Origin of the sequence: Streptomyces sp. NPDC056161, from assembly GCF_042268025.1 — a bacterium.
In the GTDB taxonomy this organism is placed as follows: Bacteria; Actinomycetota; Actinomycetes; order Streptomycetales; family Streptomycetaceae; genus Streptomyces.
In genome coordinates this window covers 207,438-233,406 of the sequence record NZ_JBHJUV010000005.1, presented here as the reverse complement: position 1 = coordinate 233,406, position 25,969 = coordinate 207,438, and the positions used below count along the sequence as shown (strand labels likewise).

At 72.1% G+C, this 25,969-nt stretch carries 21 protein-coding genes; 14 read left to right on the top strand and 7 right to left on the bottom strand.

Translation table 11 applies throughout. The features are described 5' to 3' along the window. Positions 1-176 precede the first annotated feature (176 nt). Entirely contained in the window at positions 177-1,151 is a 975-nt protein-coding gene (locus ACFC09_RS07390) for a zinc-binding alcohol dehydrogenase family protein (RefSeq protein ID WP_376524688.1), read from the top strand. A 53-nt stretch (positions 1,152-1,204) separates the two neighbouring features. After that, positions 1,205-2,128 carry an MIP/aquaporin family protein gene (locus ACFC09_RS07385; protein ID WP_376524686.1) on the top strand — a complete coding sequence of 308 codons (924 nt, stop codon included), beginning with the start codon at positions 1,205-1,207 and terminating at the stop codon, positions 2,126-2,128. A gap of 29 nt (positions 2,129-2,157) precedes the next feature. On the opposite strand, the gene ACFC09_RS07380 is transcribed toward ACFC09_RS07385, so the two are convergent. After that, entirely contained in the window at positions 2,158-3,636 is a 1,479-nt protein-coding gene (locus ACFC09_RS07380; protein ID WP_376524684.1) for a multicopper oxidase family protein, read from the bottom strand. 674 nt (positions 3,637-4,310) lie between these two features. Between ACFC09_RS07380 and ACFC09_RS07375 the strand changes: the two genes are divergently transcribed. Genes ACFC09_RS07375 through ACFC09_RS07360 form a run of 4 tightly spaced genes read left to right on the top strand, consistent with a single transcriptional unit; the run spans position 4,311 to position 8,456 of the window. After that, on the top strand, positions 4,311-5,291 hold the full coding sequence (locus ACFC09_RS07375; protein ID WP_376524682.1) for a GNAT family N-acetyltransferase: 981 nt from the start codon (positions 4,311-4,313) through the stop codon (positions 5,289-5,291). Then, positions 5,288-6,631, top strand: a complete 1,344-nt coding sequence (locus ACFC09_RS07370) for an ABC transporter substrate-binding protein (protein ID WP_376524681.1) — start codon at positions 5,288-5,290, stop codon at positions 6,629-6,631. Before ACFC09_RS07375 ends, ACFC09_RS07370 begins: the two co-directional genes overlap by 4 nt. Further along, positions 6,625-7,590, top strand: a complete 966-nt coding sequence (locus tag ACFC09_RS07365) for a carbohydrate ABC transporter permease (RefSeq protein ID WP_376524679.1) — start codon at positions 6,625-6,627, stop codon at positions 7,588-7,590. Before ACFC09_RS07370 ends, ACFC09_RS07365 begins: the two co-directional genes overlap by 7 nt. Continuing rightward, entirely contained in the window at positions 7,587-8,456 is an 870-nt protein-coding gene (locus tag ACFC09_RS07360; RefSeq protein ID WP_376524678.1) for a carbohydrate ABC transporter permease, read from the top strand. Before ACFC09_RS07365 ends, ACFC09_RS07360 begins: the two co-directional genes overlap by 4 nt. Positions 8,457-8,469: 13 nt before the next feature. Here ACFC09_RS07360 and ACFC09_RS07355 read toward each other — a convergent pair whose 3' ends face one another. Next, positions 8,470-9,975: a PucR family transcriptional regulator gene (locus ACFC09_RS07355; protein WP_376524676.1), complete on the bottom strand. Its 1,506-nt coding sequence runs from the start codon at positions 9,973-9,975 to the stop codon at positions 8,470-8,472. 189 nt (positions 9,976-10,164) lie between these two features. Between ACFC09_RS07355 and ACFC09_RS07350 the strand changes: the two genes are divergently transcribed. The 7 genes from ACFC09_RS07350 (at position 10,165) to soxR (ending at position 17,252) form a co-directional block, all read left to right on the top strand. Then, entirely contained in the window at positions 10,165-11,715 is a 1,551-nt protein-coding gene (locus tag ACFC09_RS07350) for an APC family permease (RefSeq protein ID WP_376524674.1), read from the top strand. After that, entirely contained in the window at positions 11,712-12,425 is a 714-nt protein-coding gene (locus ACFC09_RS07345) for an SDR family NAD(P)-dependent oxidoreductase (RefSeq protein WP_376524672.1), read from the top strand. The genes ACFC09_RS07350 and ACFC09_RS07345 overlap by 4 nt, the downstream gene beginning before the upstream one ends. 2 nt (positions 12,426-12,427) lie before the next feature. Next, the gene (locus ACFC09_RS07340) at positions 12,428-13,201 is read left to right on the top strand and encodes an SDR family NAD(P)-dependent oxidoreductase (RefSeq protein ID WP_376524671.1); all 774 of its coding nucleotides are present in this window, start codon (positions 12,428-12,430) and stop codon (positions 13,199-13,201) included. Further along, positions 13,189-14,160: an agmatinase gene (speB, locus tag ACFC09_RS07335; RefSeq protein WP_376524669.1), complete on the top strand. Its 972-nt coding sequence runs from the start codon at positions 13,189-13,191 to the stop codon at positions 14,158-14,160. Before ACFC09_RS07340 ends, speB begins: the two co-directional genes overlap by 13 nt. Further along, a complete protein-coding gene (locus ACFC09_RS07330) occupies positions 14,160-15,035 on the top strand; it encodes a polysaccharide deacetylase (protein ID WP_376524667.1) in 876 nt (291 codons plus the stop codon). Before speB ends, ACFC09_RS07330 begins: the two co-directional genes overlap by 1 nt. A 222-nt stretch (positions 15,036-15,257) precedes the next feature. Further along, complete coding sequence (locus ACFC09_RS07325) at positions 15,258-16,736, top strand: MFS transporter (RefSeq protein ID WP_376524666.1); 1,479 nt, start codon at positions 15,258-15,260, stop codon at positions 16,734-16,736. A 30-nt stretch (positions 16,737-16,766) separates the two neighbouring features. Further along, a complete protein-coding gene (soxR, locus tag ACFC09_RS07320) occupies positions 16,767-17,252 on the top strand; it encodes a redox-sensitive transcriptional activator SoxR (RefSeq protein ID WP_376524664.1) in 486 nt (161 codons plus the stop codon). A 102-nt stretch (positions 17,253-17,354) separates the two neighbouring features. Here the strand turns inward: soxR and ACFC09_RS07315 are convergent, their stop codons facing one another. Continuing rightward, entirely contained in the window at positions 17,355-17,996 is a 642-nt protein-coding gene (locus tag ACFC09_RS07315) for a TetR/AcrR family transcriptional regulator (protein WP_376524663.1), read from the bottom strand. Between the two features lie 369 nt (positions 17,997-18,365). Between ACFC09_RS07315 and ACFC09_RS07310 the strand changes: the two genes are divergently transcribed. Continuing rightward, positions 18,366-21,245, top strand: a complete 2,880-nt coding sequence (locus tag ACFC09_RS07310) for an FUSC family protein (protein WP_376524661.1) — start codon at positions 18,366-18,368, stop codon at positions 21,243-21,245. A gap of 134 nt (positions 21,246-21,379) precedes the next feature. Here ACFC09_RS07310 and ACFC09_RS07305 read toward each other — a convergent pair whose 3' ends face one another. The 4 genes from ACFC09_RS07305 to ACFC09_RS07290 form a co-directional block, all read right to left on the bottom strand. Beyond that, the gene (locus ACFC09_RS07305; RefSeq protein ID WP_376524660.1) at positions 21,380-22,351 is read right to left on the bottom strand and encodes a PfkB family carbohydrate kinase; all 972 of its coding nucleotides are present in this window, start codon (positions 22,349-22,351) and stop codon (positions 21,380-21,382) included. Then, a complete protein-coding gene (locus ACFC09_RS07300; protein ID WP_376524658.1) occupies positions 22,348-23,826 on the bottom strand; it encodes a purine-cytosine permease family protein in 1,479 nt (492 codons plus the stop codon). Before ACFC09_RS07300 ends, ACFC09_RS07305 begins: the two co-directional genes overlap by 4 nt. A gap of 148 nt (positions 23,827-23,974) precedes the next feature. Continuing rightward, positions 23,975-24,967: an ADP-ribosylglycohydrolase family protein gene (locus ACFC09_RS07295; protein ID WP_376524656.1), complete on the bottom strand. Its 993-nt coding sequence runs from the start codon at positions 24,965-24,967 to the stop codon at positions 23,975-23,977. Beyond that, positions 24,964-25,683, bottom strand: coding sequence for a GntR family transcriptional regulator (locus ACFC09_RS07290; RefSeq protein ID WP_376524654.1), 720 nt, complete (start codon positions 25,681-25,683; stop codon positions 24,964-24,966). The genes ACFC09_RS07295 and ACFC09_RS07290 overlap by 4 nt, the downstream gene beginning before the upstream one ends. Positions 25,684-25,969 lie beyond the last annotated feature (286 nt).

Sequence of the window (25,969 nt, the reverse complement as noted above, 5' to 3'; positions counted from 1 at the left end):
GGCGTGGCTGCGGTAATCCAAGCCTCCGTAGGCCCCAGACCCTCACTATCTTCAATCAAGATGTTCTTCATCGAATCCTTTCGCTGGACGCGATGAAAAGGACGCGTCATGCTGGTTGGTGTGGGGGGCGTCATACGGCGGACTGAAAAACCTGCCCAGCCCAGAAAGGTCCCGTCATGCGTGCTCTGCGTTTCGATCACTTCGGCGATCCCCGAGTCCTGTCGCTCGCCGAGTTGCCCGACCCCGTGGCGGGGGACGGCGAGGCCGTGGTGGCCGTCCGGGCCGCCTCGGTGAACCCGTCGGACCTGAAGAACATCGCCGGCCAGTTCGAGGACACCACCCTTCCCCGGATTCCCGGCCGCGACTTCGCCGGCGTCGTCGTCGACGGCCCCCGTGACTGGGCCGGCGTCGAGGTCTGGGGCACCGGAGGCGACGTCGGCTTCACCCGCGACGGCTCACACGCTGAGACGATCACCGTTCCGGCGGCGGCGCTGGCCCGCAAGCCCGAGCGGCTGAGTTTCGAGGAGGCCGCGACCGTGGGCGTCAACTTCGTCACCGGCTGGCTCGGTGCCGTCGAGGCCGCCCAGCTGGCCAAGGGCGAGACCATCGCCGTGTTCGGTGTCTCCGGCGGCGTCGGCCGCGCCGTGGCCCAGATCGCCCACGCCCTCGGCGCGCATGTGATCGGTCTGGCCCGGTCCCACCCGGCCGACGGCAGCCCGACCGCATCCGTCATCGACGAGTTCGTGGCGCTGGACGGCGCCCCGCAGGACATCGCCGGCCAGATCAAGCAGCGCACCGGCGGCAGGGGCGCGGACGTGGTGTACGACGCCGTCGGCGGTGTCACCACGCCCGCCGCACTGGCCTCCCTGGCCCCGCGCGGCCGACTCGTGGTGATCAGCGTCGTGGGCACCCGGACCGTCGAGACCGACCTGGTCGCCCTGTACCGCAACGAGAGCCGTGTCCTCGGCTGCAACAGCGCACGCTACGACGTCGTCGAGTCGGGCGCACGGCTCCAACGGCTCACACCCTTCTTCGAATCCGGACAGTTCACCCCGCCGCCCATCACCGGCCGCTACGGCCTGGAGCACGGCCAGGACGCCTACCTCGCGGTGGAGAACGGGATCCGTGGCCGCGTCGTCATCTGCCCCTGAAGCCGACTCCTCGTGACATCCGCGCTGGAGGACCCACCCCGGAACCCGCCCTCATGAGCCTGACCCCCGGACCGAACGGTTCACCGGACCGCACCGCCCCCGCCACCGCGCTCACCTGGCGAACGGTGGCACGGGGCAGTGCCTTGGAGTGCCTGCTGGCGACGGTGCTCCTCTTCGGCGTGACCACGATCGTGCGCTGGGTCGCGGGCCCGTCGCCCGTGTCGGCGGCGATCCCCCGGATCCACCAGGAACTGCTCGTCATCGGCGCGTGTGTCGGGGTGCTGCTCGCGCTGCTGATCCTCAGCCCGGCCGGAAAGGCGTCAGGTGGGCACATCAATCCGGCCATCTCGCTCGCCATGTGGCGCTTCGGCCTCTTTCCCGGTGCGGCGGTCGTCCCGTACAGCGTGGCGCAGCTCGCCGGATCCCTCCTCGGCACGCTGGCGGGGCGCGCCGTATGGGGCCCGGCCCTGGGCAGACAGCCGGTCGGCGACGCCGCGTTGCAACCCGGGCCCGGCTGGTCCTCCGGAGCGCTGTTCGCCGGCGAGGCCGCCTCGATGGGGATCATCGTTCTGCTCGTCGGGGTGTTCCTCGCGGTGCCCGGACTGGTCCGGCTGGTCCCCTGGCTCGTCGGGCTCCTGATCGGGGCGGCGATCGCCCTGCTGGGGACCACGACCGGTGGGTCGGTCAACCCGGCCCGCCAGTTCGGACCGGCCCTCACCGCCGGGCGGCTGGACTTCCTCTGGGTCTACCTGCTGGCACCCCTGGTGGGCGCGTTCGTGGCAGCCGCGTTCCGCAACGTCCTCGTCCGCCGCGGGTCGGGCAGGCCACGCCGAGGCGGAGCGGACCCGGGCGACGCCGCCCGCCCGCGGGCACGCCACCGCCGTCCCGACGCGTCCGCGACTCCTCCTGCGGACGGCGGCCCTCGGGACGGTGTCCGCCGACGGACCGGGTTCGCGGCCCCGGCCCACGGCCCCTGAACGGCACCCGGCCGATCCGGGGCCCGCGATCACTTCTCGTCGCCCTTTCCAGGACCCGTGCCGCCGTCGACGATGTCCAGGACCGACATCATCCCCATGTCCTCGTGGTTGAGGAGGTGGCAGTGCAGCACGGTCCGCCCGGTGAAGTCCTTGAACCGGATCCGCAGGACGAGCTTCTGTCCGCGCAGGATGTTGACCGTCTCGTGCCAGGCGTAGGCGGGGTCCACGGGCTTTCCGTTGAGGGACATCACCTGGAACTGGTTGGTGTGGACGTGGAAGGAGTGGTCCTCCTGCGTGTCGTTGGTGACGGTCCACTCCTCGACGGTGTTGAGCCGGGAGACGAAGTCAATGCGGTTCGGGTCGTAGTACTTGCCGTTGATGTAGTACTTGTCAGGGTTCTGTTGCTCCGTGTACACCATCGTCTTGCGGTCGGCGATCCGGGCGTGGGTGAGGTCGTCGAGGGGCCCGAAGAGGGACGGGAGAGCGGCCCGCGCCACCGGAGAACCGCCGGTGGCGACCGTCGCCAGGTTCACCTGCGGGAAGCTGTTGCCCGCCGGCCCGGTGTAGAACGGCTGCGTCTCCAGTTGGGCGGTGCCCGCCTCACCTCCCTGCACCAGCACGTCGTACCGGGCGGCGGCCGGGATGATCAGCGTGTCCGTGGAGTAGATCCGGTGGACGGGATAACCGTCCTGCGCGATCACGTGGAAGGTGGTCCCCTTGAGGTGCAGCTTGTAGTAGATGTTGGCGCCGATGTTGGCGAGCCGCCACAGCTGGGTCTCCCCCGGACGGATCCGGATCACGGGATTCTGCTGGCCGTTGACCGTGCGGTTGGTCGGGGGCTGGATCTTCAGCGGATAGACATGGATCTCGTCGCCCTGGATCTGATTGTCCTTCAGGGCGACCACGCGCTCCGTGATGTCGCGCAGGGAGGGCGGCAGGTACGTCCGCAGCCCGTCGACGATGATGAGGCCCGATTCACCACCGGCCACTTGCGGGGCCGAGTACATGTCGATGTGCGAGTGGTACCAGTACGTGCCCGGCGTGATGTCCCGCGGCAGCTGGTAGGCGTAGTTGTAGGTCGTGTTGGGCTTGATGGAGAGGAAGATGTCGTCGGCCGGCGGGCGCGGGGACACGTGCAGCCCGTGTGTGTGCAGGTTGGTGTCCGGTGTGACGCCCTGCCACTTCTTCCCGACGCGGTTCACCATGGCCAGCTCGATGCGGTCGCCCGGCCGGACCCGGAGCGTGGGCGGCATGTAGCGGCCGTTGTAGGTCAGCGCCCACAGCTTCCGGTCGCCCACCCACACCTTGCGCCGTTCCACCACGAGGGTGGTCCGCAGCACTCCGTTCCGGCTCACCACCTCCGGGGGGTTCTGGAGGTCGGCGCCCCTGGTGTGCTCCCCGGCCGGCGACACATCGGCTCCCGTCCGTTCGGACTGGGCCGCGTCACAGCCGGACAGCCAGGTCATGGCAAGCGCCAAGGCAACCAGGAGCCGAGCCACCTTGGACATTGGGCGCATGACAGTCTCTCTCTCGGCGGACGGTCCTCGGGCGGGCCGAAACCGGGCGGGCCGGACATGACGGACCCCGGTCCGTGTGCGTGGCGCGCTGGGACCGGCAGGGCAGGGCTGTCAGGCCCGTCAACCGTGGAAGATAGTGCGCAATTGTCATTTTTAGTGATCTGACACTCCGTCGGATCCCGGACACCTGACCCGAAAGAGGCAACCGCCAAAGCCTCTGAACGCCGTCCGGTGAATGACCTTCGAAGGCATTCCCGCCGCCACGCCGCTCCGGCCGGCACACGGAGATTCTTACGGCTCTCCCGGCGGGTGACACCGGCAGATCATTGCACAATTACCGGACATACAACTAAATTTGCTACCACTGCTTCGAGAGGTCACCGGCAGACGGGGGCAAGGGATGAGCGCGGACGCCCGATTCGCGGTGCCGACCGGGAAGCCGTTGGGCCCCGGGACCGGGCCGTACGGAACCGGCCGGAGCGACGACAGGTCCGGGTGCCGTACGTGCGCGCGCGTGCCGATACCCGGGCCCGCCCCTATCTCCGTGCGGGCGGTCTCAGCGGCGGTGAACCAACCCCGCGGCGCGACGACTCGCCCCTGTCCCCAAAAGGCATGCGGTGGCGCTGACTTGGCGGTGACCCGCGCAGGGAAGGACAGACCCGTCGATGACCGATCGCACGACGAAGACCCGGGCCAGGACGCGTGGCTTTCGTGCGGGCGACGGCCCGCAGCTGGTGGCGGCGTGGTGCCGCGCCGCGCCCGCCGACCCGGTCACCCCGGACCGCTTCCGCTCGACGGTCCTGCTCGACGCCAACTTCGACCCTGAAGGACTGCGGATCGCGGTCGACGGCGACCGTGTCGTCGGCGCCGCCTACGCGGTGCGCCGACTGACACCGATGTCCGGCACCGACCTGGAACCGGAGCAGGGCTGGATCCCGTTCTTCTTCGTCGACCCGGCCGCCCGCGGGCGCGGCCTCGGCCGCGAACTGCTGACCGACGCCCTCGACTGGCTGCACGGCCACGGCCGTACCCGGGTCGACTTCTCCTCGTACACCCCGAACTACGTCCTGCCCGGCCTGGACGGAGCGGCGTACCCGGAAGCAGCCGGGCTCCTTGAGTCCCTGGGCTTTCGCACGCTGTACGAGGCGGCGGCGATGGACCGGTGCCTGGTCGGCTACCGCCTCCCGGACGACGTCGCGCGCCGCTTCGACGAACTGACGGCGCGGGGCCACCGGTTCGCCACCCCGGCCGACGACGACCTGGTGGAACTGCTGGCGCTCGCCGGGCAGCGGTTCAGCCCGGACTGGGCGCGCGCGATCCGGGAGTGCCTGGCCGCGGGCACGCCGCTCGACCGGATCGTCGTCGCCCGGGACCCCGCGGGCCGCCTGGCCGGCTGGGCGATGCACGGCGCGTACGGGTCCGTGGACGAGCGGTTCGGCCCGTTCGGCGTGCTGCCGGAGCTGCGTGGCGCCGGACTCGGCAAGGTCCTGCTCCACCTGGTGCTGGAGCGGATGCGGGCGCACGGTGCGCACTCCGCGTGGTTCCTGTGGACCGGCGAGCGGTCCCCGGCGGGCCGGCTGTACCGCACGGCCGGTTTCACCACGACCCGGTTGTTCCGCGTGCTGCGCCGGGAGACCCCCCGATGACGTCGTCCCGCCGCACCGGCGGACTGAGCCGCCGTCACTTCTCGCTCGCGCTGCCCTCGGCGCTGCTCGCGGCCGGCTGCGCCGCGCCCCACCGGGGCACCGGGCGCCCCGGTGATCCGATCGTCCTCACCCTGCTGTCCCACTATGCGAGCGGAGCGCTCAAGGCGGCGCTGCAGGGCCCGGTCGACGAGTGGAACGCCACGCACGACCGGGTCAGGGTCGAGACGAAAGCCGTCGAGTTCACCGACCTGCTGACCACGTTCATGGTCCGGCAGGCCGCGGGCCAGGGCACCGACATCCTCCACCCGTACTGCCTGTGGAACGGCCAGCTCGTCCGGGCCGGTGTCCTGCGCCCCGCTCCGGCCGAGCACGCCGAGGAGATCACGCGCCGCTACGGCGGAGCCGCGGCCCGCTCCTCGTCGGTGCGGGGCACGGTCTACGGCTACCCCACCGAGGTGCAGACGTACGCCCTGTACTACAACAGGCGACTGCTGCGTGAGGCCGGCGTCGACGGCCCTCCGCGCACCTGGCGGGAGCTGGAGGAGACGGCCTACCGCACCACCGAACGGGACCGGTACGGCAACACGCTGGTCCAGGGGTTCGGGCTGTCGACCATCGACGACTCCACCACCGTCGGCCAGACCCTCGCCCTGCTGGGCGCCGCCGGCGGGACGTTCGTCTCCGCGGACGGCAGGAGCACCACCATCGACTCCGCGGCCGGCCGGGCCGTGTTCGACCTGGAGCACCGGCTCGTCGCCAACGGCGCGAGCGCCCCCGGCGTCAATGTCTACAAGGCGTTCCCGTCCGGGCAGGTGGCCATGGTGGTCAGCGCGGGCTGGTGGACCGGGAGCCTGAAGGCCCTGATGGGCAACGACTACCGTGACGTCGGCGTCGCGCCGCTGCCCCTCCCCGACCTGGCCGACGCGCGGGCCACCCTCGCCACCGGCTTCATGCTGGGGGTCAACGCGGCCAGCGAACACCCCCGCGAGGCATGGGAGTTCCTGCGCTGGCTCAACACCGAGAAGGTGGGGGTGCAAAGCGCCCGGAAGGGGGCGGCGGCAACCCGGATGAGTTCGCTCCAGGTGTCGGCCGGTTCCATGACCGGCCGTGCCGACGACATGCGCACGCTCCTGAGCGCGGGCGGCGGCGACCCCAATCTGCGCCCCTTCCTGGACGCCCTGGAGTACGCGGTGCCGGAGCCGAACGGGCCGGGCGCGCAGCAGGCCAAGTCGCTGCTGCGCAAGAACATCGAGGCGTTGTGGACCGGTCAGCAGTCGGTCGACGAGGCGCTGCGCACCACTCGCCGCCAGGTCGATCAGGAGATGTCCCGCGCATGGTGAACACGCTGACGTCGGTGACGACCGGGCGGACGCACGACCCGCGCTCCACCGGGGCGGCCGTCGACGACCGCGGCCCGGCCCGGCGCCGGCGCCGCCAGGCCGTCGTCGCCTATCTCTTCCTGGCGCCGACACTGCTGTTCTTCGCGGTCTTCCTGATCCTGCCGCTCGGCTTCGCGCTGCTGCTGTCGCTGTCCCGCTGGACCGGTTTCGACCTCGGTGACATCGATCCGGTCGGCCTGGACAACTTCGCCGGTCTCTTCGCGGACGGGTCGACGTTCCTGACGCCGATCCTCACCAACACGCTGCTGTTCGCCCTGGGCACCGTGGCCCTCACCCTGGCCGGCTCGGTGCTCGTGGCCGTCTGCATCGACAGACTGCGGTTCCAGGGGTTGTGGCGCACCCTGTACTTCCTGCCGATCGTGACGACCGTCGTCGCCGTCGGCAACGTCTGGAAGTACATGTACGAGCCGGGCGGCCTGGTCAACGGCGTGCTCAACGCCCTCGGACTCGGCTCGGTGGCGTTCCTCCAGGACCCGGACACCGCGCTGCCCTCGGTGGTGGTCGTCCAGGCATGGGCCTCGGTCGGCTCGGCGATCCTCGTCCTGACGGCCGGGCTGAAGTCCGTTCCCGAGTCGTACTACGAGGCAGCCGCGCTCGACGGCGCCGGGCCCGTCACCGTCTTCTGGAAGATCACGCTGCCGCTGCTGCGGCCGTCCCTGCTGTTCGTGTGCGTCACCCAGTTCCTCACCGGGCTCCAGTCCTTCGCGCTGATCATCGTGATGACCAGGGGCGGACCGGGTGACGCGACGAACGTGGCCGCGCTGGAGATGTACCGGCAGGCGTTCTCGTACGGCGACTGGGGCACCGCGAGCGCCGCCGCCTTCGTGCTGTTCCTGGTGGTCCTCGTGGTCACCCTGGCGCAGTTGTGGTTCTTCCGGCGCAAGGGGGAGGACGCGTGAACCGCCGCCGTTTCCCGTGGCTGTCGTATCTGGTCGTCGTGACCGGCGCCGTCCTCACGGTGGTGCCGTTCCTCGACATGGTGATGACGTCCTTCAAGGGGCCCGGCGAAGCGGGCACGCTGCCCTACCGGTTCCTGCCCGAGGCGTTCGACCTGTCCAACTACCGGGCGGCGATCGACCAGCTCGACCTGCCGGTGCTCTTTCGCAACAGCGTCGTCGCCACCGCCGTGATCACCGGATCGGTGCTGCTCACGTCGTCACTCGCCGGCTACGCGCTCGCCAAACTCCGCTTCCCCGGCCGGGACCTGGTCTTCCGTCTCGTGCTGTCGACGATGATGTTCCCGCCGTTCCTGTTCTTCGTCCCGCACTTCCTGATCCTGGTGCACTGGCCGCTGGCGGGCGGCAACGACCTGTTCGGGCGCGGCGGGGCGGGTCTGACCGTCAGCATCGCGGCGCTCGCCATGCCGTTCCTCGTCAACGGCTTCGGGATCTTCCTGATGCGCCAGTTCATGGTGTCGATCCCGGACGAGGTCATCGAGGCCGCGCGACTCGACGGGGCCGGCGAGTTCGCCGTGTGGTGGCGGATCGTGGTGCCGCAGACCAGGCCGGTGGTGGTGACGCTCGGGCTGCTGACCTTCGTCGACGCCTGGAACGAGTACATCTGGGCACTGCTCGTCTCGACCGCCGACCCGGAGGTGATGACCCTGCCGGTCGGCATCCAGCTCCTTCAGGACTACGTCGACCCGACCCGCACACTGCCCGTCGTCATGGCCGGACTGGTCCTGAGCGTCCTTCCGGTCCTGGTCTTCTTCCTGCTGCTGCAGAAGTACTACATCCGCGGCGTCATGCTCAGCGGGCTGAAGTAGACCGGGCACCGGATCAGGACGTCGCGGTGCCGGAGAGCAGAGCCCTGGCCTGGAAGGCGATCCACAGTTCGGTGAGGTCGGCGGTCTCGGCGAGCAGGCGGCCGGTGAGCTGTTCCACTCGCTGCATCCGGTACATCACCGTCTGCTTGTGCACGTTCAGGGCGGCCGCTGTCCGCTGCCACGACCGGCGGTGCCGCAGGAAGGTCTCCAGCGAACCGGTCAGGTCGGTCCCGTTGGCCTCGTCGTAGTCGAGCAACGGGCCGAGGACCCGGTCCGCGACCGCCTGTGCCTCCTCGATGCTGCGCAGCACCGTGTAGGTCGTCTCGTCGCCGTAGCGGGCCCTCCGCCCGGGTGCGGTGCGGGCCAGGGACAGCGCCCACACCGCCTCGCGCCGGGCCGCGGGGATCCGCTCGGGGCTGCCGACCGTGGTGCTCACGCCGAGTGCCGTCCGCGGTCCGAGCCTGTGGTGCAGGGCGGCGAGATCGCGCGGGTCGTCGCGGAGCAGGGCGAGGAACAGGTCGCCGCGTTTGAGGAGCAGGTGGGGGATGCGGCGGCGGCTCAGCGTCAGATGGAGGTCCCGCTGTCCGGGGCCGTCGTCGTGGTGTGCGGCCACGACGAGGGCGTGGGCGCAGTCGAGTCCGGTGGCCGCCAGTTCCCGGCGGGCGGTGGGGCCGTCGATGCGGGTGTCGAAGAGATGGGCGAGGAGTTCGGCGCCCAGGCGGCGCTCGTGTTCCCGGACCATCGCCTGGTGGGCGGTTTCCACGGCGGCGGCGGTGGCCAGGTGGTGCAGCAGAGAGGTGTCCATGCCGGGCAGGTCCACAGCGACGAGGACCGCGGGTTCCGCGGCGGGGACCTCCACCGCCAGTGCCGTGGCGCGGCCGGCCGGCTGGAGGTGCAGCACTCCGGGGATCCGGCCGTCGTGTGCGCCGACGCCGGCGAGCAGCGCCTCGCGCAGCGCGGGGTCCGGTTCCGGGGCCGTCGGGTCGACGGGGTGGCCGGTGGAGGTGTCGAGCAGCAGCAGAAGGCAGCCGAGATCACGGCCCAGCCGGGCGATGGGTGAGTCACCGGTCCGGCCGCCCAGGGTGTCCCTCAGTGCGCCGTAGATCCGTTCGATCTGGCCGAAGCGCGCGGAGTCCTCGCCCGAGTTGGCGTCGGCGACGGCGCGCGCCACCGCGGCGAAACTGACCGAGTACGACGCGGTGAGCACGGCCAGGTCCCGTTCCTCCGCCGCCGCGCGCAGCGCGCCGCGCAGTGCGGGCATCTGGGGGTCCTCGCCGACCACGATGCCGCTGGCGCCGGCGTCGGCACAGCTGTGCAGCAGGGCGGCCTGGGCGGCGCCGTCCGCCGGGAGCGTGCGCCCGTTGCGCATCAGCAGTTCGCCGCCCGCCATCCAGTCCCACGGGCTGTCGAGATCGGAGGCGTGGGCCCAGGAGACGGTTCTGTCCAGGCCCGACGCACCGGCGAAGAGGACGAGACGCAGGTGGGGCAGGTTCAGCACGTCTGCGACGGTGGCACGCACGGCTCCTCCGTAGGGTTTGTGTGTTCCCAGTGATTGTGTTGTGCGATCACTCAAATGGCAATCTGCGATTGTGGTTTTCGCGCGGTGGAGCTTCCGCCTGCCGCGCCGCAGACTCCCTGCAGTCCGGCCTCCCGGATGGACGGACAGTGACGTGAGGCCCCCTGGACGGGGCAGGCAAGGAGACGGCGGATGACCGAGCATCCGGCTGCGTCCCGGACAGCGGGCGCCGGAGCGACGACGGACTACGGGGGCGAGAGCCGCCTCAACCGGGGGTTCAGCCTGCGTTCGGCCTTCTCCCTGGCCTTCGCGGACGTGTCCCCCATCGTCGCGCTGTACGCGATCTTCACCCTGGGGCTGTTCTCGGCGGGCCCGGCCTTCGTGTGGGCCTTCCCGATCGTGCTGGTCGGACAGTTGCTCGTGGCATGTGTCTTCGGTGAGCTCTCCTCGCGGTGGCCGTACGCGGGAAGCGTCTACCAGTGGGCCCGGCACGTGCGGGGCACCTCGTGGGGGTGGGTGGCCGCCTGGGCGTACGCCTGGGGGCTCACGATCGCCCTGTCCACCCTGGCGTACGGGGCAGCCGGCTTCCTGTTGCCTGCGCTCGGGGTGGACGACCCCGGACGCACGGTGACCGTCGGCGCGGCGATAGCGATCCTGGCCGTGGGGAGCGTCGCCAACATGGTGGGCCGCAGGGTCCTGAAGGTGATGGTCGTGGCCAGCATCGTCTGCGAGGTCGTCGGCTCGGTGGGCCTGAGCACCATTTTGCTGCTGTTCCACCGGGTCAATCCGCTGCACGTGCTCGTCGACGGCTTCGGCACCCAAAGCACCGGCTCCTGGCTGGGCGGGCCGCTGCTGGTCGCCACCGCCTACGTCGGGTGGTCGTTCGTGGGCTTCGAGGCGGCGGGCTCCATCGCCGAGGAGGTGGAGGAGCCGGAGCGCAACGTGCCCAAGGCGATCATCCTGTCGCTGCTGTGTGTGGCGGCGATCGTGATGTACTCCAGCGTCGCCCTGGTGCTCGCCATCCCCGACCTCCAGCACGTCATGGCGGCCAAGACCGGCGACCCGGTGACCCGGACGCTGGTCAGCCAGCTCGGATCGGTGATCGCCCGCCCGCTGCTGGTGCTGTTCGTGATCGGGTTCCTGTCCAGCTTCCTCGCCGTCCAGGCGGCCGTCTCGCGCTGTCTTTGGGGTTCGGCCCGGGACGACGCCCTGCCGGGTTCGAAGAAGCTGGCGAAGCTGGCCGGTCCCGAAAGACTCCCGGTGAACGCCATCGCGCTGACCGGCGTCGTCGCCGCCGTGCTCGTCCTGCTCGCCGGCTCCAGCCTCTACGGGGTGCTGGTGAACTTCACCACCATGGGCTTCCAGATCGCCTTCGGTGTTCCCGTCGTGGGCGCGGCCATCGCCCGGCTGCGCGGGAAATGGCGGCCCGGGGCCTTCAGCCTCGGCCGCTGGGGCACCCCGGTGACCCTGCTCGCCGCCCTGTGGGCGGTCGCCCAGACCGTCAACATCGCCTGGCCGCGCTCGTCCATGGGCGACACCTGGTACCTGCGGTGGAGCATGATCCTCACGACCGCGCTGCTCGCGGTCGCCGGTGCCCTCGTCTTCGCCTTCGTCCGCAAGCAGATCAAGCAACCTCTGGCCGACCGCCTCCACGCGGACGGTCCCGGGGCGGCCCCGGCCGCCTCCACACAGCCGGTCACCAGCCCGGGAGTACCGGGAGACGTGCGAAAGGGATCAGCATGAGCACGCGCACCTCGCAGCGAGTGGCCCTCGTCACCGGCGCGGGCAGCGGCATAGGCCAGAGCATCGCGGCGGAACTCGGCGCGGCCGGATGGGCCGTCGCCGGCCTGGACCTCCGCCCGCCGCGGGACGCGGCGACCGCCCTGATGCTCGCCGCCGACGTCGCGGACGCGGATTCCGTGCGCACCGCGGTGGGCCGCGCGGAAGCGGCACTGGGTCCCATCGACGCGCTGGTGAGCGCGGCCGGTCACTACGCGTCCGCACCGGTCGCCGAGATCACCCCCGAGCAGTGGACGCGGATGCTGCGGGTGCATCTCGGCGGGCTGGCCAACACCGCGCGGGCGGTGCTGCCTTCGATGGCCGAACGCGGTGGCGGCAGTGTCGTCGCGATCACGTCCGAGCTGGCGATCGGCGGCGGCGAGGGCGAGGCGCACTACGCCGCCGCCAAGGGCGCGGTCATCGGGCTCGTCCGCAGCCTGGCGGCCGAGTTCGCCGCCCGCGAAGTCCGCGTCAACGCGGTCGCCCCCGGCCCGACCGACACCCCGCTGCTCGCCGCCGACTCGCCCTGGCGGGCACCGGAGTACCTGGCGACTCTGCCGGCCCGGCGGCTCGGGCGTCCCGACGAGGTCGCCGCCACGGTGCGGTTCCTCCTTGAGGAGGGCACGTTCTGCACCGGTGAAGTCCTCTCCCCCAACAGTGGAGCCGTGATCTGACCATGGGAAACCCGACACGAACCCTGGCGGGCGCGACCGCCCTGGTCACCGGAGCGGCACAGGGGATCGGGCAGGCCGTCGCCGTCCGCCTGGCCGAGGCGGGAGCCCGCGTCGCCGTCAACGACCGGGTGCGCACGGCCGCCCTGGACGCCGTCGCCGCCGCGACGGGCGGCGTGCCCGCTCCCGCCGACATGGCCGACCGGGAGGAGGTACGCGCCCTGGTCGACGGGCTGCACCGGGAGATCGGTGACATCGACGTCCTGGTGTGCAACGCGGCCTACATGACCATGGGCGGTTTCACCGGGCACGACGAGGACGACTGGTGGCGGGTCGTCGACACCAACCTCAGCGGCACCTTCCACCTCGTACAGGCCGTGCTGCCCGGCATGCGCCGCCGCGGCCGGGGCCGGATCGTCGTGCTCGCCTCCGAATGGGGCGTCACCGGCTGGCCCGAGGCAGGCGCCTACGCCGCCTCCAAGGCCGGGCTGATCTCCCTCGTCAAGAGCCTGGGCCGGGAGCTGGCACCGGAGGGCATCGTCGTCAACGCCGTCGCACCGGGCGTCGTCGACACCCCGCAGCTCCAGGTCGACGCGCGGGCCGCCGGACTGCCCCTGGACGCCATGCACCGGCGCTACGCGGACGGCATTCCGCTCGGCCGGATCGGCCGCCCGGAGGAGATCGCCTCCGCGGTGGCCCTGCTCGCCGACTTCCGCATCGGCTCCTTCGTGGGCCAGACCATCCAGATCAACGGAGGAACCACCCGATGCCGCGTCTGAACGACCCCGACGAGCGCACGACCGCACCCGTCGGCCAGACCGACGGCCAGTCCAGCCCCCGCTACGCGGGCCTGACCACCTTCGCCCGGCTGCCCCGCATCCAGGACGTACCGCGCCACGACGTGGCCGTCGTCGGGGTGCCGTTCGACAGCGGCGTGACGTTCCGGCCCGGAGCCCGCTTCGGGCCCTCCGCGATCCGCGAGGCGTCCCGGCTGCTGCGTCCCTACAACCCGCGGCTCGACGTGATGCCGTTCAGCGACCAGCAGGTCGTCGACGCAGGCGACCTGCCGTGCAACCCGTTCGACATCGCGCAGGCCGGCAAGGAGATCGAGGAAGCCGCCCACGCCCTGATCCGCGACGGGCAGCGGCTGGTCACCCTCGGCGGCGACCACACCATCGCGTATCCGCTGCTGCGGGCGATGAACCGGGTGCACGGGCCGGTGGCCCTGGTGCACTTCGACGCCCATCTCGACACCTGGGACACCTACTTCGACGCGCCCCTGACCCACGGGACCCCGTTCCGGCGGGCCGCGGAGGAAGGGCTGTTCCTGCCCGGATCGAGCGCGCACGTCGGCATCCGCGGCTCCCTCTACGACCCCCAGGATCTCGCGGACGACGCGGAGCTGGGCTTCACGATCGTGCACTGCGCCGACCTCGACACGCTGACGGTGCGTGAGGTCGTCGACCGGCTGCGGCAGCGGATCGGCGACGCCCCGCTGTACGTCTCCGTCGACATCGACGTACTGGATCCCGCCCATGCGCCGGCGACCGGTACCCCCGAGGCCGGCGGCATGACCAGCCGGGAACTGCTCGGCATCCTCCGCGGGTTCAAGGGCCTCGATCTCGTCGGGGCGGACGTCGTCGAGGTCTCCCCCGCCTACGACCACGCCGACATCACCAGCGTCGCCGCGGCCAACATCGCCTACGAGTTCGTCTCCCTGTGCACGAAAGGGTCCTGATGACACCTCAGCCCGCACAGCCGGTCGTGTGGCCGCGGGGCCGGCGCGCGGCCGCCTGTTTCAGCTTCGACGTCGACGCGGAATCCGCGGTGCTGCACGAGCATCCCCAGGCGGCACACCGCATGTCCGTGATGTCCCACCAGTCCTACGGGCCGCTGGTCGGCGTCCCGCGACTGCTGCGCATCCTGGACCGGCGGGGAGTGCGCGGCACCTTCTTCGTGCCGGGCTTCACCGCCCGCCGCTACCCGGACACCGTGCGCGCCATCGTCGACGGCGGTCACGAGATCGCCCACCACGGCTATCTGCACGAGCCGCCGGCCGGGGTGGACGCCGGGACCGAGGCCGGCCACCTCGACCGCGGCCTGGACGCCCTGGAGGCGGTGGCCGGGGTGCGGCCGGTGGGCTACCGGGCACCGATGTGGGAACTCAGCTACCACTCCCCACGCCTGCTGGCCGAACGCGGCTTCCTGTACGACAGCAGTCTGATGGACGCCGACGTCCCCTACGAACTCGCCGTGCCCGGCGGTCCGTCGTCCCTGGTCGAGATTCCCGTCCAGTGGGCCCTCGACGACTGGGAGCAGTACTGCTACCTGCCCGGGATCTCCGGCAGCGGCCTCATCGAGAGCCCTCGCAAGGCGCTGGAGATCTGGACCCTGGAGTTCGAGGCGATGCGCCGGGAGGGAGGTTGCTTCGTCATGACCTCGCACCCGTTCCTGTCCGGTCGCCCCTCCCGCGCCGCCGCCCTGGACGAACTGATCGCGCGGGCCGTGGACAGCGGGGACACCTGGGTGGCTCCGCTGTCCGAGATCGCCCGGCACATCCGCTCGCTCGGCCTGCGGCCACGTGTGCTCGCCCCGCCCGACCCGGCTGCTTGAGCGCGGCGGGCCGGGGTCCTCGTCCGTGTCGGCGGACGGTCCGCGGGACAGCGAACGCCGGGCCGGGACCGGTGCCGACCCGGCGGCGGTGCCGGACCGGGAGCCGCACGCCCGGCACCCGTGTCACCGGACACCAACCCCACCTGGTCACTTGCCCTCAACCGCGGTTGAGCTGGTGGGCTTCTCGACGACCCGTCCCGTCGAGGAGAGCGAGCGGACAACGTGGAATCCACAACAGCAGAGGGCGCGAAGGCCCCGGCCGCGGCCCGGCCGTCGCCGCTGACCCTTCCGGTGGTCCTGGCCGGAGTGGTGCTGGTGGCCATGTCGATCTCCGGCACGGCCGTGGCCCTGCCGGAGATCGGGCGTGAGCTGAACGCCTCCGGCCCGGCCCTGAACTGGGTCGTGGCCGGCTACAACCTGGCGTTCGCCGCGATGACGCTGGTCGCCGGCTCGACCGCGGACCGGGTGGGCCGCCGCAGGACCTTCGTCGTCTCGGCACTGATCTTCTCGGCCGGGTTCCTCGCCACCGCGGTGAGCCCGTCGATCGTGCTCACCGACACCGCGCGCATAGTTTCCGGCGCGGGCGGCGCCGGGATCATGGCGGCGGGCGGTGCCCTCCTCGCCTCCGGTTACCAAGGAGCCGCCCGCAACCGGGCGTTCGCCCTGATGGGCACCATGGCGGGGGTCGGCATCGCCGTCGGTCCGACCCTGTCCGGTCTGCTGATCTCGGCGACGGGCTGGCGGGGCAGCTTCGCGGTGTTCACCGTCATCGCGCTGCTCGTGGCGCTCGGCGGGACGCGGGTCCGCGAGTCCCGGTCCGCCGCGGGGCGGACCGACTGGGTGGGCAGCGTCCTGTTCGTGGCCGCTCTCGCCCTGCTGATGTTCGCCCTGCTGGAGGCGCCCTCCCTCGGCTGGACCGACCCTGCCGTGGTCGGCACGGCCGGCGGCGGACTCGTGGCGCTCATCGCCTTCGCCGCCGTGCAGCGCCGCAGCGCCTCGCCGGTCCTGGACCCGGCGCTGGTCGCGAACCGCGGGTTCCTGGGATGGAGCCTGGCCACCCTGACGACCTCGATCGGGTTCCTGGGAGTGCTGGTCTTCCTGCCGACGTACCTCCAGTCCGCCGCCGGCCTCACCCCAGCCGCGGCGGGCGCGGCGATGCTGTTGCTGACCGCTCCCGTGCTGGTCATGCCCATGGCCGCGGTGACCCTCGTCGCCAAAGGAGTCCCGGCACGCCTGCTGATCGTCCTGGCTCTGCTCCTGGTCGCCGCGGGCAACCTCTGCCTCGTGACACTGGGTCCCCGGGGCACTGTCGTGATCGCCGCGCTCCCGCTGCTGATGATCGGGGTCGGCATGGGCATGTCCTTCGGCATCACCGACGGTCAGGCCATGTCCCTCGTCCCTGCCGATTCCGTCGGCATGGCGGCGGGCTTCCTCAACACGCTGCGCGGCGCTGCCGAGGCCATGGTGATCGCCGCGTTCGGCGCCGCGCTGCTCGGTTTCCTCACCAGCCGCCTGGGAGACAGCGGCCAGGCCGCGGCCGTCAGTTCCGGACGGCTCACCGCTGCCGACCGGGGGTCAGAACTGGCGGCGTTCACCCGGGCGTGGCACCTGACCCAGCTCGGCATCGGTGTGCTGTGCCTGGTGCTGTCGGCCGTCGTCGTGGTCCTCGTCGCGGGCCGTCGCCCCCGGCGGACGGCCTGAACGAGGTCATACTGGAACCAGGAGGTCGCGTTGCGCACCAGCCCGGAGGACCACCTCACCATCGGCGAAGTCGTCCATCGGACCGGCGTGTCCGCCTCCGCCCTGCACTTCTACGAGCGCAAGGGCCTGATCTTCTCCGAGCGCGACGGCGGCAACCAGCGCCTGTACCCCCGCCACATGCTGCGCCGCATCTCACTGATCATCGTGGCCAAACGCCTCGGCATCCCCCTGGCCGACGTCGCGGCCGTGTTCACCACGCTCCCCGGCGACCGCGCCCCGACCCATCAGGACTGGCAGCGCGTCTCCCTTGCCTGGAAAGGCCAGTTGGAGGAGCGCCGCCGGGCCATCGAGAACCTGGAGCACGAACTGACGGGCTGCATAGGGTGCGGGTGTCTGTCGATGAAGGCGTGCCTGCTCCTCAATCCCGACGACGCCCTCGGCCCGCAGGGCCCCGGGCCGGTCCGCCTCCAGGACGGCGGTTCCGTACGACCGCCGCGCCACTCCGGCCGCGGTTAGCCCGTCGCACACCGCGAACGCCGTGCCGACGGGGCCGCGACCGGCGTCCCCTTGGCCGGTCACGGTCTCGTGGGCGCGGGCCGGTGCGGTGGGGAATGCCGTTCAGGTCGATGTGGTCCGGTCGGCGAGCAGCCGGTGTACGGCGGTGACGATCGCGTTCGCCGCCAGTTCGGCGGCGAGTTCGGCGGTCCCGCCGGCCTCGTGGACGACGGTGTGGGTGAACAAGGGGCTCAGATGCACGGCCATGATCTGCCGTAGTCGTTCCGGTGCCGCTCCCCGGCCGCCCGCGGCCTCCCACAGGGTGGCCGCGATGCCCGCGTGCACGCGCTCGATGGCGCCCCGGTTCTCGGCGACGGATGCCGCGAGCCGCGGCGGCAGGCGTCGGGTTCTGGCCTCCCAGCTGAGCCGGCCCGCGTCGGCCGCCACCCGATGCATCACGGCCGTCACCTCGGCGAGCCACGCCTCCCAGTCGCCGCCGGGGTACCGGGGAATGCCGCGCAGGTGGTCTTCGGTGCTGGCGGCCAGGGCTGCGAGCAGAAGGTCGTCGCGGGTGGCGAAGTGCCGGAACACCGTGCGCCGCCCCACGTCGGCCAGGGCCGCGATGTCGTCGACGGTGACGTCGAAGCCGTACTCGGTCAGCCCGCGCTGAGCCGCGTGGACGAGTGCGTCGACCGTGACCTGGCGCTTCTGGCGCTGGAGGGTCGTCTGTGTCCCCGTCGGCCCCTGTGCCGGCCCGGTCTCCATGGCGGCCCACTCCCGATCCCCGATTTGACATCCTTAAGTGTCACGATAACACTTTCATATGTCTTGAGTGGCACTCATGAGTGCCACTTCGGGTCCGGCAGAGGGAGGGGGCGCGTCCCGTGCCGGTCCAGCGCGTGCCGGACCGGTCGCCGCGGCGGCTCGGACGAGCACCGTTCCTGCACCTCCCGGTGCGGACGAGGAGTGGATCGTGTGGATCGTCCTCCGCACCCTCCTGGTCGCCGGGTCCGCCGGACCGGCTCCCCGCCGCGGTCACCGCGGCGGGCGGGCGGATCCGGACCACACCATGCCGCTCGCAGATACGGCGGACGGCTGCCCGTCAGATGTCAAGGCGTCCCCCTGGGAGACCGGTTGTCCACTCCAGCTGCTGACTCCACTGCGACCGTGGAGGCGGCCCGCCCCGCTCCCCTGCACGTCCCGGACCGGGTCGGCGGGCCGAGACGCTGGTGGGACTGGATCCTCGCCGCCGACCCCGGGCTGGCCGCGTTGCAGGCGGGCTGGCGTTCGCTGGTGTCGATACCCGCCGGTCTCGCGGCGGGCTACGCGATGGCACACGCCGTGGACGTACCGGCCATGTTCGGCCTGATGGTCGGCGGCATCATGGGGCTGGTCACGTCGATCGCCGTCGCCGAGAACTCGGCGCTGCGGCTGGCCAACGCCATCCTGTGGCTGCCGTTCCCCTTCGCCGCGGCGCTGGCGCTCGCGTCGTGGCTGCACCCCCACCGGACGCTGGAGACGTGCCTTCTGGTGGTCGCGATCGCCCTGCAATTCCTGCTGATGCGCTACGTACCGCCGTTCGGGCTGCTGACCGGCATCGCGCTGCTCGTAGGCTTCATGATCGCTTCCATCGCGGTCGTGCCGCTGGGCATCTGCGGCTGGATCTTCCTGGTCGCCGCGGTGACCGCGGTGGCCGTGCTCGCCGCCCGGCTGCTGCTCTGCTTCCCCATGCCCCGCGAGGACCTGCTGCGCACGCAGCGCGCGTTCCTCATCGAGGCACGCAGGGTCATGGACGCCGCCGCGACCGCCCTGCACACGGGCCAGGCCACGGCGGTCCGCCGGATGGGGCGCGCGCTGAAGCGGCTGAACGTCACCACCCTGACCGTCGACGGCCGCCTCGCCCAGCCGGAGGTGGCCGCCGACGCGGACATGGCGGAGCTGTTGCACCGGCACCTCTTCGACGCCGAACTCGCCCTGGAGGGGATCGGCCGGGCGATCGATCGGATGACGAGCCGTCAGATGTCGTCCCGGCTGCGCGAGGCAGTGGTGTTCGCCCTGGTGATCGCCCGTGACGCGCCGCTCGGCCGGTCCGACTCGCTGCACACGGCCGCCGAGCTGATCCGGCAGATGACCGCGACGGCACCCGCCGCACCGGACCGGGACGCCGACGACGCGGAGGTCCGCGCCCTGGCCCAGCGCGTCGCCGCCCTGCTGGACTCGCTCGCCGACGCCCTGGGCAACTGGCTGCGGCTGGGAGAGAGCTCGCCCACCGCGCGCGTACGGGTGCCGTTCCAGCCGACGGTCGTGCTCCAGGGGAACCGGCCGGCCGGCAGCGGCCCCGCCGCCGCCCGCGCGGCCGGCGCGTCGGACGGCCCCGTGTGGCGGCGCGTCATCGCCCAACTGCGCGTCCCGCTCCAGGCGACGATCGCCGGAGCCGTCACCTTTCCGATCGCCCATGCCATCGATCCGTCCCGCTCCTACTGGGGACTGGTCGGGGTGATGGTCGGCCTCACCGGGAGCAACACCACGACGGAGCGGGTGCGCCGGCTCGTGCACCGGGTGGTGGGCACGGTCGTCGGCGCGGTCATCGGGATCGTCCTGGTCCACGTCATCGGCCCCGGGCACGTCTACTGGACGCTGGCGGCCATCGTGGTCCCGCTCGCCCTCGGCTCGTGGGGCATGCCGTATCGGTACGCCTACTTCGTCACCGGCCTGGTCATCGCCCTGGTGCAGGTGTACGGCATGGCCCAGCCCACCGGATCGCTGGACTCGCTGCTGGCGAAGCGGGTGCTCGACAACGCGCTGGGCATCGCGGTGGCCGCCGTGTGCGCGGCGGTGGTCTTCCCGGTCTCGACCCGCAAGATCACGCGGGAGGTCGACCGTGCGTACTTCTCGGCGCTGGAGGAACTGATCGCGCAGGTCGCGCGGCGCTGGCAGGAGCCCGCCAGCCCGGTCCGGCTGCGCGGCGCGGCACGCGCGGTGGATGCCGCGCTGCATCAGGTGCAGAGCGTGGTCCGGCCGCTGGTCCGGATGCCGGTGAGCGCACGCGGCCGCCGCGACGAACACCTCCTCGCGCTGCTCGGCACGGCCACCTGGCACGCCCACCGGCTGGCCGCCGCGGCGGATGTCGATGTCCGGCTCGCCCCGTCGCCGCTCGCGCAGGTCGAGCGGATCGCCGAGGTCTTCGGTGCGTCGCTGCGCGCCCTGCACCAGCAGGTCGCGCCCGGTGAGCACAAGGGACGGTGGGTGCGGGTCGGCCCGCTCGTCGGTGAGCTGCGATCCACGCTCCGGGCCGCCGCGGGCCCGCGGACCGACCGGCTGCACAAGGCGCTGCTCGAACTCGCCGCGATGGACGAGGTGCTGGCGAGCCTGGCCGCCGACCGGGGCCTGACGGTCACCGTCCCCGCCACGCCCCGCGCCGCCGGCGCGGGCGCCGCAACGGAGACGCCGCCCGCGGCCGCCGAGGGAGGTTCCGCGTTCTCGTCGGACCGCCAGGCGCCGACCGCGCAGGGCGCCGACGCCCACCCGCCCACCACGACAGGCCGTCACGCGGCCCCCGGCCGGGACGACGCCCACGGCCCGGCAGCCGCAAGTACCGCTCGCGACGCCGAGGACCGTACGGCGGGCCGCGACCGCGTCCCGCCCCCGGCCGGGAAACACGCGGCCGTGCCGCACGGACGGCAGACCGACGCGGCTCCCTCCGCCGCGCGGACCACCACGTCCACCACGTCCACCGCGTCCACCACGTCCACCGCGTCCGTGAGCGGCACCCTGCGCTGCCGGCGCCACCCCGGCGGCTGCAAGGGGTGGATCATCGTGGTGTCCGGTCTCGGCAAGCGCCAGGCCCGGGTCGATTCCACGGACGACGGCCGCTACCGGATCACCGGCCTGGCTCCCGGCGCGTACACGCTCATCGCGTCCGGCCCGGCGCACGCGCCACGGGCCGAATTCCTCCTGGTGGACCGGGGTTTCGGCACCATCCACCGTGACATCGGACTGCACCCCGCGGCTTGAGCCCGTCCCGTCGTCCGGGGCGGTCCCGACTCGGTCGCCCGCGGGACCGAGGACGGCCTGTGCCGGACCCGGGAGGTGTCGTGCGCCGCGTCGGCCGGCCCGAGGGTCCGGTGTGCGCTGTCGTCTCGCCGCCCTCAGCGGCTGCCGGCGCCGTCGGACAACCGCTGCGCGAGGGGGTCCTCGCCCAGGAACGCGGCCAGCGCCGCCCGGTCCGGCGCGGTGGCGGGGCCCCGGCGGCCCACGGCGTAGGCCGCCGCCGCGTTGGCGCCACGGGCGGCCGTCAGGGGGTCGTGCCCCTGGCTGAGCAGGGCCAGGAAGGAGCCGACGTGGGCGTCTCCCGCGCCGTTGCTGTCCACCGCGTCGACCGGGAACCCGGCCACATGCGTCGGTTCCTGGCCGGGCGCCGCCAGCCAGCAGCCGTCCTTGTCGGCCCGTACGATCACGCCCGCACCCGGGCCGAGCCGGTCCCGCAGTGCCGCCGCCGCGGCCCGCGGGTCCTCGTGCCCGGACATCAGACGGGCCTCGCGGGCATTGGCGCTGAGCCAGTCCGCGCGGGCGAGGACCGGCGCGAGGACGGTCTCGGGGATGTCGGCGATCAGGGGCGCCGGGTCGAAGCAGACGGTGATGTCCGCCGGGAGTCCGGCCGTGAAGCGGGCGAGCAGCGGGCCGTTGCCCGGCATCACCAGCCCGTAGCCGGAGAGCTGCACCAGATCACCGGGGCGCAGCCGCGCGGCGACCGTCTCGACGTCCGGCTGCGTCAGCGTGGCCTCGACCCCGAAGCTGGTGACGAAGGTGCGTTCGCCGCCGCCGTCGATCAGGGCGACGGTGAACCCGGTGTCGCCGTCCGCCCGCACGGGCAGCAGCGTCCCGACGTGCTCGGCGGCGAGCGCCGCGCGTACCAGGTCGCCGTAGGGTCCGGTGCCGTGCAGCCCGGCGAAGACCGCTTCCGTGCCGAGGCGGCGGGCCGCGACCAGGGTGTTGAAACCGCCGCCCGCGGTCGTCTCGGTGCGGGTGCCGATGACGTCGCCGCCGCGTTCGGGCAGCGCGGGGACCTCGATCACCAGATCGGCGATGACGTTCCCGGCGAGGACCAGACGCCCGTTCACCGTCCGGCCTCCTGAAGTGCCGGAGAAGCCGGTTCGTTGCCGTCGGCCGCGGCGGCGCCGGGACGGCCGCCGAACAGCGCGTACACCGCGCCGGCGACGACCATGGAGATCGCCCAGCCGAGTCCGTTCACCCCGAGCCAGGTGCTGGAGAGCGGGCCCGCGAACCAGACGTCGGTCGCGCTCGTCGATGCCTTGGTGAAGAGGAGACCGGCGACGATGGCGGCGACCCAGCCGAGGACGGAGGGCAGCCGGAATCCGGCCGAGAACCAGTACCGGCTGGAGCGGCTGGTGTCCATCAGCGCCTCCGGGTCGTACGTACGACCGCGCAGCGAGTCCACGATGATCACCCCGGTCCAGGCCGAGATGGGTACGGCCAGCAGGGACAGGAAGGTGGAGAACGGCCCGTAGAAGTCGTCGGCGATCAGCATGAAGTAGATGCCGCCCGCGAACATCACCACCACGTCCAGGGCGACGGCGGCGGCACGCGGGACGCGCAGCCCCAGGGTGATCATCGTCAGCCCGGCGGAGTAGGTGGAGAGGTGGTTCGACATCAGCAGACCGCCGAAGGCCGCGATGAGATAGGGGATCGCCATCCAGGAGGGCAGCATCGCGTTGATGGCGGCGACCGGGTCGGAGGCGGTGGCGAGCGTCCGGTCGCCCGCGGAGAGCAGGGAACCGAGCGAGATCAGCAGCAGCAAGGGGATGCCCGCGCCGAACGCGGAGGCGCCGATCAGCCGGCGACCGGGGATCTCACGGGGCAGGTAGCGGGCGTAGTCCGCGCCTGCGTTGGCCCAGCCGATTCCGGTGCCCGCGGCGATGAAGCCGATCCCCGCGATCACCCCGCTGGTCGGACCCGCCGAGACGTGCAGCACCTTGGACCAGTCGACGGTGGCGACGAGGAAGCCCATCACGACCAGGTTGAGGATGCCGAAGACGACCGTGGCCCACTTGTTGATCCACATGATGGTGGCATGGCCGAGTCCGCTGATCAGCAGCGTGCAGCCGATGAAGACCAGCAGGCAGACGAGGGTGAGCGGGGTGTTCTGGCGGACCCCGAACGCGGTGTGCAGCAGTGCGAGCAGTGCGTACGCGGCGGTGGTGGTGGAGATGGTCTCCCAGCCCACCCGGCTCATCCAGGCGATCAGCGTCGGGCCGGCGTTGCCGCGCTGTCCGAAGACCGCGCGGGAGAGGGTGAGCGCGGGCGCACCGCCCTTCTTGCCTGCCAGGCTCAGGACTCCCACCAGGGCGAACGAACCGAAGGAACCGAGGGCGGCGACGAGGACCGCCTGCCAGATGTTCAGGCCGCGGAAGGCGACGAGGGTGGCACCGAGCGGGAGCCCGAGGATGCTGATGTTGGCGGCGAACCAGGTCCAGAACATCTGGCCGGCATGGCCATGCCGCTCCTGGTCGGGGACCGGTTCGATCCCTCTTGTCTCTATGGCACCGACGCGATCGTTCGTCTTCGAAACGGCCATGACGGAACCTCCTTGCGGGGTGGGGACGTGCGCTGTGGGGACGTGCGGGGTGGGGACGTGCGGGTGGTGGGTGTGGGGAGATGTGCCGGGTTGGGCGGCGGGGACTCGGGAGGCGGTTCGGCCCCGCCCGGCTTCGGGTTCGGGCGGCTCAGCGGAGTGCGAGCAGCCGGGCGGTCAGTGGTTCCAGGTCGAGGGAGTTGACGGTGCGCAGGGTCCGGACGGCTTCGGCGGGCAGGCCCGAGAGCCCGGTGACCGACCCGGCGACCGCACCGGCGATCGCCGCGATGGTGTCGCTGTCGCCGCCGAGGTTGGCGGCGAGCAGGCCGGCCCGCCAGGGGTCGCCGTCGGCCACGGCGAGCACCGCGAACGCGGCGGGCACCGACTCCTGGCTCGCGACGCTGGTACCGACGAGCGCGACGATCCGGTCCAGGGCGGCGGCCTCGGGGAGATCCCGCACCAGGTCCCACGCCCATGCGATCCGGGACGCGATGTCGGCGCCGGCGATCCAGTGCCCGCGCCGGGCACCGGCCCGTGCGGCGGCCACCGCGACGGTCACGGCCTCGTCCAGCGAGCCGCCCGCGACGCCCGTGCTGACGGCGGCGGCGACGGCGGCCGCGCCCGCGATCCCGATGCCGGTGTCATGGGTGACCTGGCAGGACTCCACGACATGGTCGAGGAAGGTGTCCAGCGGCTCGGCGGCGAAGGCGATCCCGACCGGGGTGACGCGCATGGCGGCGCCGTTCGTCGTGCCCTGCTTGCCGGCCTCCTGGATCGGGACACCGCGGGCCACCGCCTCCAGGGCGGCCTTGGTGGACGGGCCGAGGAGATCGAAGGAACCTTTCGCCTTCATCTCCTTCTCCCAGTCGAGCAGCTCATGGGCGAGGCGCAGCGGGTCGATCCGGCCGCGGCCCTCGTCGATCAGCCGGCCGACGATGAGTGCCTGGTCGGTGTCGTCGGTGACGGACCCGGCCGGCATGCCCGCGCTGACCGGGTTGTCGGGGCGGGCGGGCTCGAAGCCCGTGAGGGTGCCGTAGACCCGGACCACCTCCTGTCGGGACATCACCTGTGTGGGCATGCCCAGGGCGTCACCGAGGGCGAGTCCGTAGTAGGCACCGAGGGCGCGGTCGAGTCGGTCGGTCACAGTCGGCCTCCTCGGCCCGAGCGTACGTGCAGTTCAAACCTGGCGGGGTCGAGCAGGCTGGTGACCTGTTCGACGACGGACCCGTCGGCGGCCCGGTACACCTGGACGAGCCGCAGGAAGGACTCGCCGGGCGCGCGGTGCAGGACGGCGGCCTCCGCCGCGTCGAGCCCGCGCACCGACACCACGCCCTCGCCGGAATCGGCGATCCGGCCCGCGGCGATCAGCGCCCGGCTGAGCGAACCGCCGTCGAGGCCGCGCTCGGGCAGCCCGGACAGGTCCCCGGTGGCCGGGACCCTGCTGTGTTCGAGCGACACGCCGGGCCCGTCGGCCAGCCGTCTGACCCGGTCGAGGGCGATGAACCCACTCGACGCGAGTCCCAGCTCGGCGGCGAGTCCGGGGTCCGTCACCTCCTCGAAGCGGAGGGTCTCGGTCGTCAGCTCGGTGCCCTGTTCGGCCAGGGCCCGGGTCCAGCCGAGGCGGTTGTCGAGCGGCGTTCCCTCGAAGGTGACGAAGGAGCCGATCCCGGCGTGGGTGGAGATGAGCCCTTCCTCACCGAGAACCTGAAGTGCCTGCCGCAGGGTGGTGCGGCTGACACCGAACCGCTGGGTCAGCGCGTACTCCCCCGGGAGTCTGCTTCCGTCGGTGTGGACCCCGGCTCGGATCTCGTCGGCGAGGACGCGTGCGATGCGGTGATGCTTGTGTACCTGTCCAGGCATGTCTAGACAGTAGATGAACAGGTCGCTCCGGTCCATAGCCGACGGAGGATTCCTCCCGACCCGGAAACAGACCCGGGGAGGGCACCGGACCGGAAGCGGCCCAGGCGCCCCCGTACTCACAGCGCCACGTCCGGCGCGACCGGACATCCCACGCCTCTCTCCCCCCGGCTCGCGGTCAGGACGCGGACGACGGGGCCGAACCGGGACGGCCGAGCCGGCGCCCCGGCCGGACCGCCCGCCGATCCGTCCTCCGCCCCCGCCCCACCACCGCGCGCGGGCCCGGGAC

Bases quoted from the DNA above. Each gene is read 5' to 3' on its own strand.
- ACFC09_RS07390 (WP_376524688.1), top strand. From the start codon at position 177: ATGCGTGCTCTGCGTTTCGATCACTTCGGCGATCCCCGAGTCCTGTCG.
- ACFC09_RS07385 (WP_376524686.1), top strand. From the start codon at position 1,205: ATGAGCCTGACCCCCGGACCGAACGGTTCACCGGACCGCACCGCCCCC.
- ACFC09_RS07380 (WP_376524684.1), bottom strand. From the start codon at position 3,636: ATGTCCAAGGTGGCTCGGCTCCTGGTTGCCTTGGCGCTTGCCATGACC.
- ACFC09_RS07375 (WP_376524682.1), top strand. From the start codon at position 4,311: ATGACCGATCGCACGACGAAGACCCGGGCCAGGACGCGTGGCTTTCGT.
- ACFC09_RS07370 (WP_376524681.1), top strand. From the start codon at position 5,288: ATGACGTCGTCCCGCCGCACCGGCGGACTGAGCCGCCGTCACTTCTCG.
- ACFC09_RS07365 (WP_376524679.1), top strand. From the start codon at position 6,625: ATGGTGAACACGCTGACGTCGGTGACGACCGGGCGGACGCACGACCCG.
- ACFC09_RS07350 (WP_376524674.1), top strand. From the start codon at position 10,165: ATGACCGAGCATCCGGCTGCGTCCCGGACAGCGGGCGCCGGAGCGACG.
- ACFC09_RS07345 (WP_376524672.1), top strand. From the start codon at position 11,712: ATGAGCACGCGCACCTCGCAGCGAGTGGCCCTCGTCACCGGCGCGGGC.
- ACFC09_RS07340 (WP_376524671.1), top strand. From the start codon at position 12,428: ATGGGAAACCCGACACGAACCCTGGCGGGCGCGACCGCCCTGGTCACC.
- speB (WP_376524669.1), top strand. From the start codon at position 13,189: ATGCCGCGTCTGAACGACCCCGACGAGCGCACGACCGCACCCGTCGGC.
- ACFC09_RS07330 (WP_376524667.1), top strand. From the start codon at position 14,160: ATGACACCTCAGCCCGCACAGCCGGTCGTGTGGCCGCGGGGCCGGCGC.
- ACFC09_RS07315 (WP_376524663.1), bottom strand. From the start codon at position 17,996: ATGGAGACCGGGCCGGCACAGGGGCCGACGGGGACACAGACGACCCTC.
- ACFC09_RS07300 (WP_376524658.1), bottom strand. From the start codon at position 23,826: ATGGCCGTTTCGAAGACGAACGATCGCGTCGGTGCCATAGAGACAAGA.
- ACFC09_RS07290 (WP_376524654.1), bottom strand. From the start codon at position 25,683: ATGCCTGGACAGGTACACAAGCATCACCGCATCGCACGCGTCCTCGCC.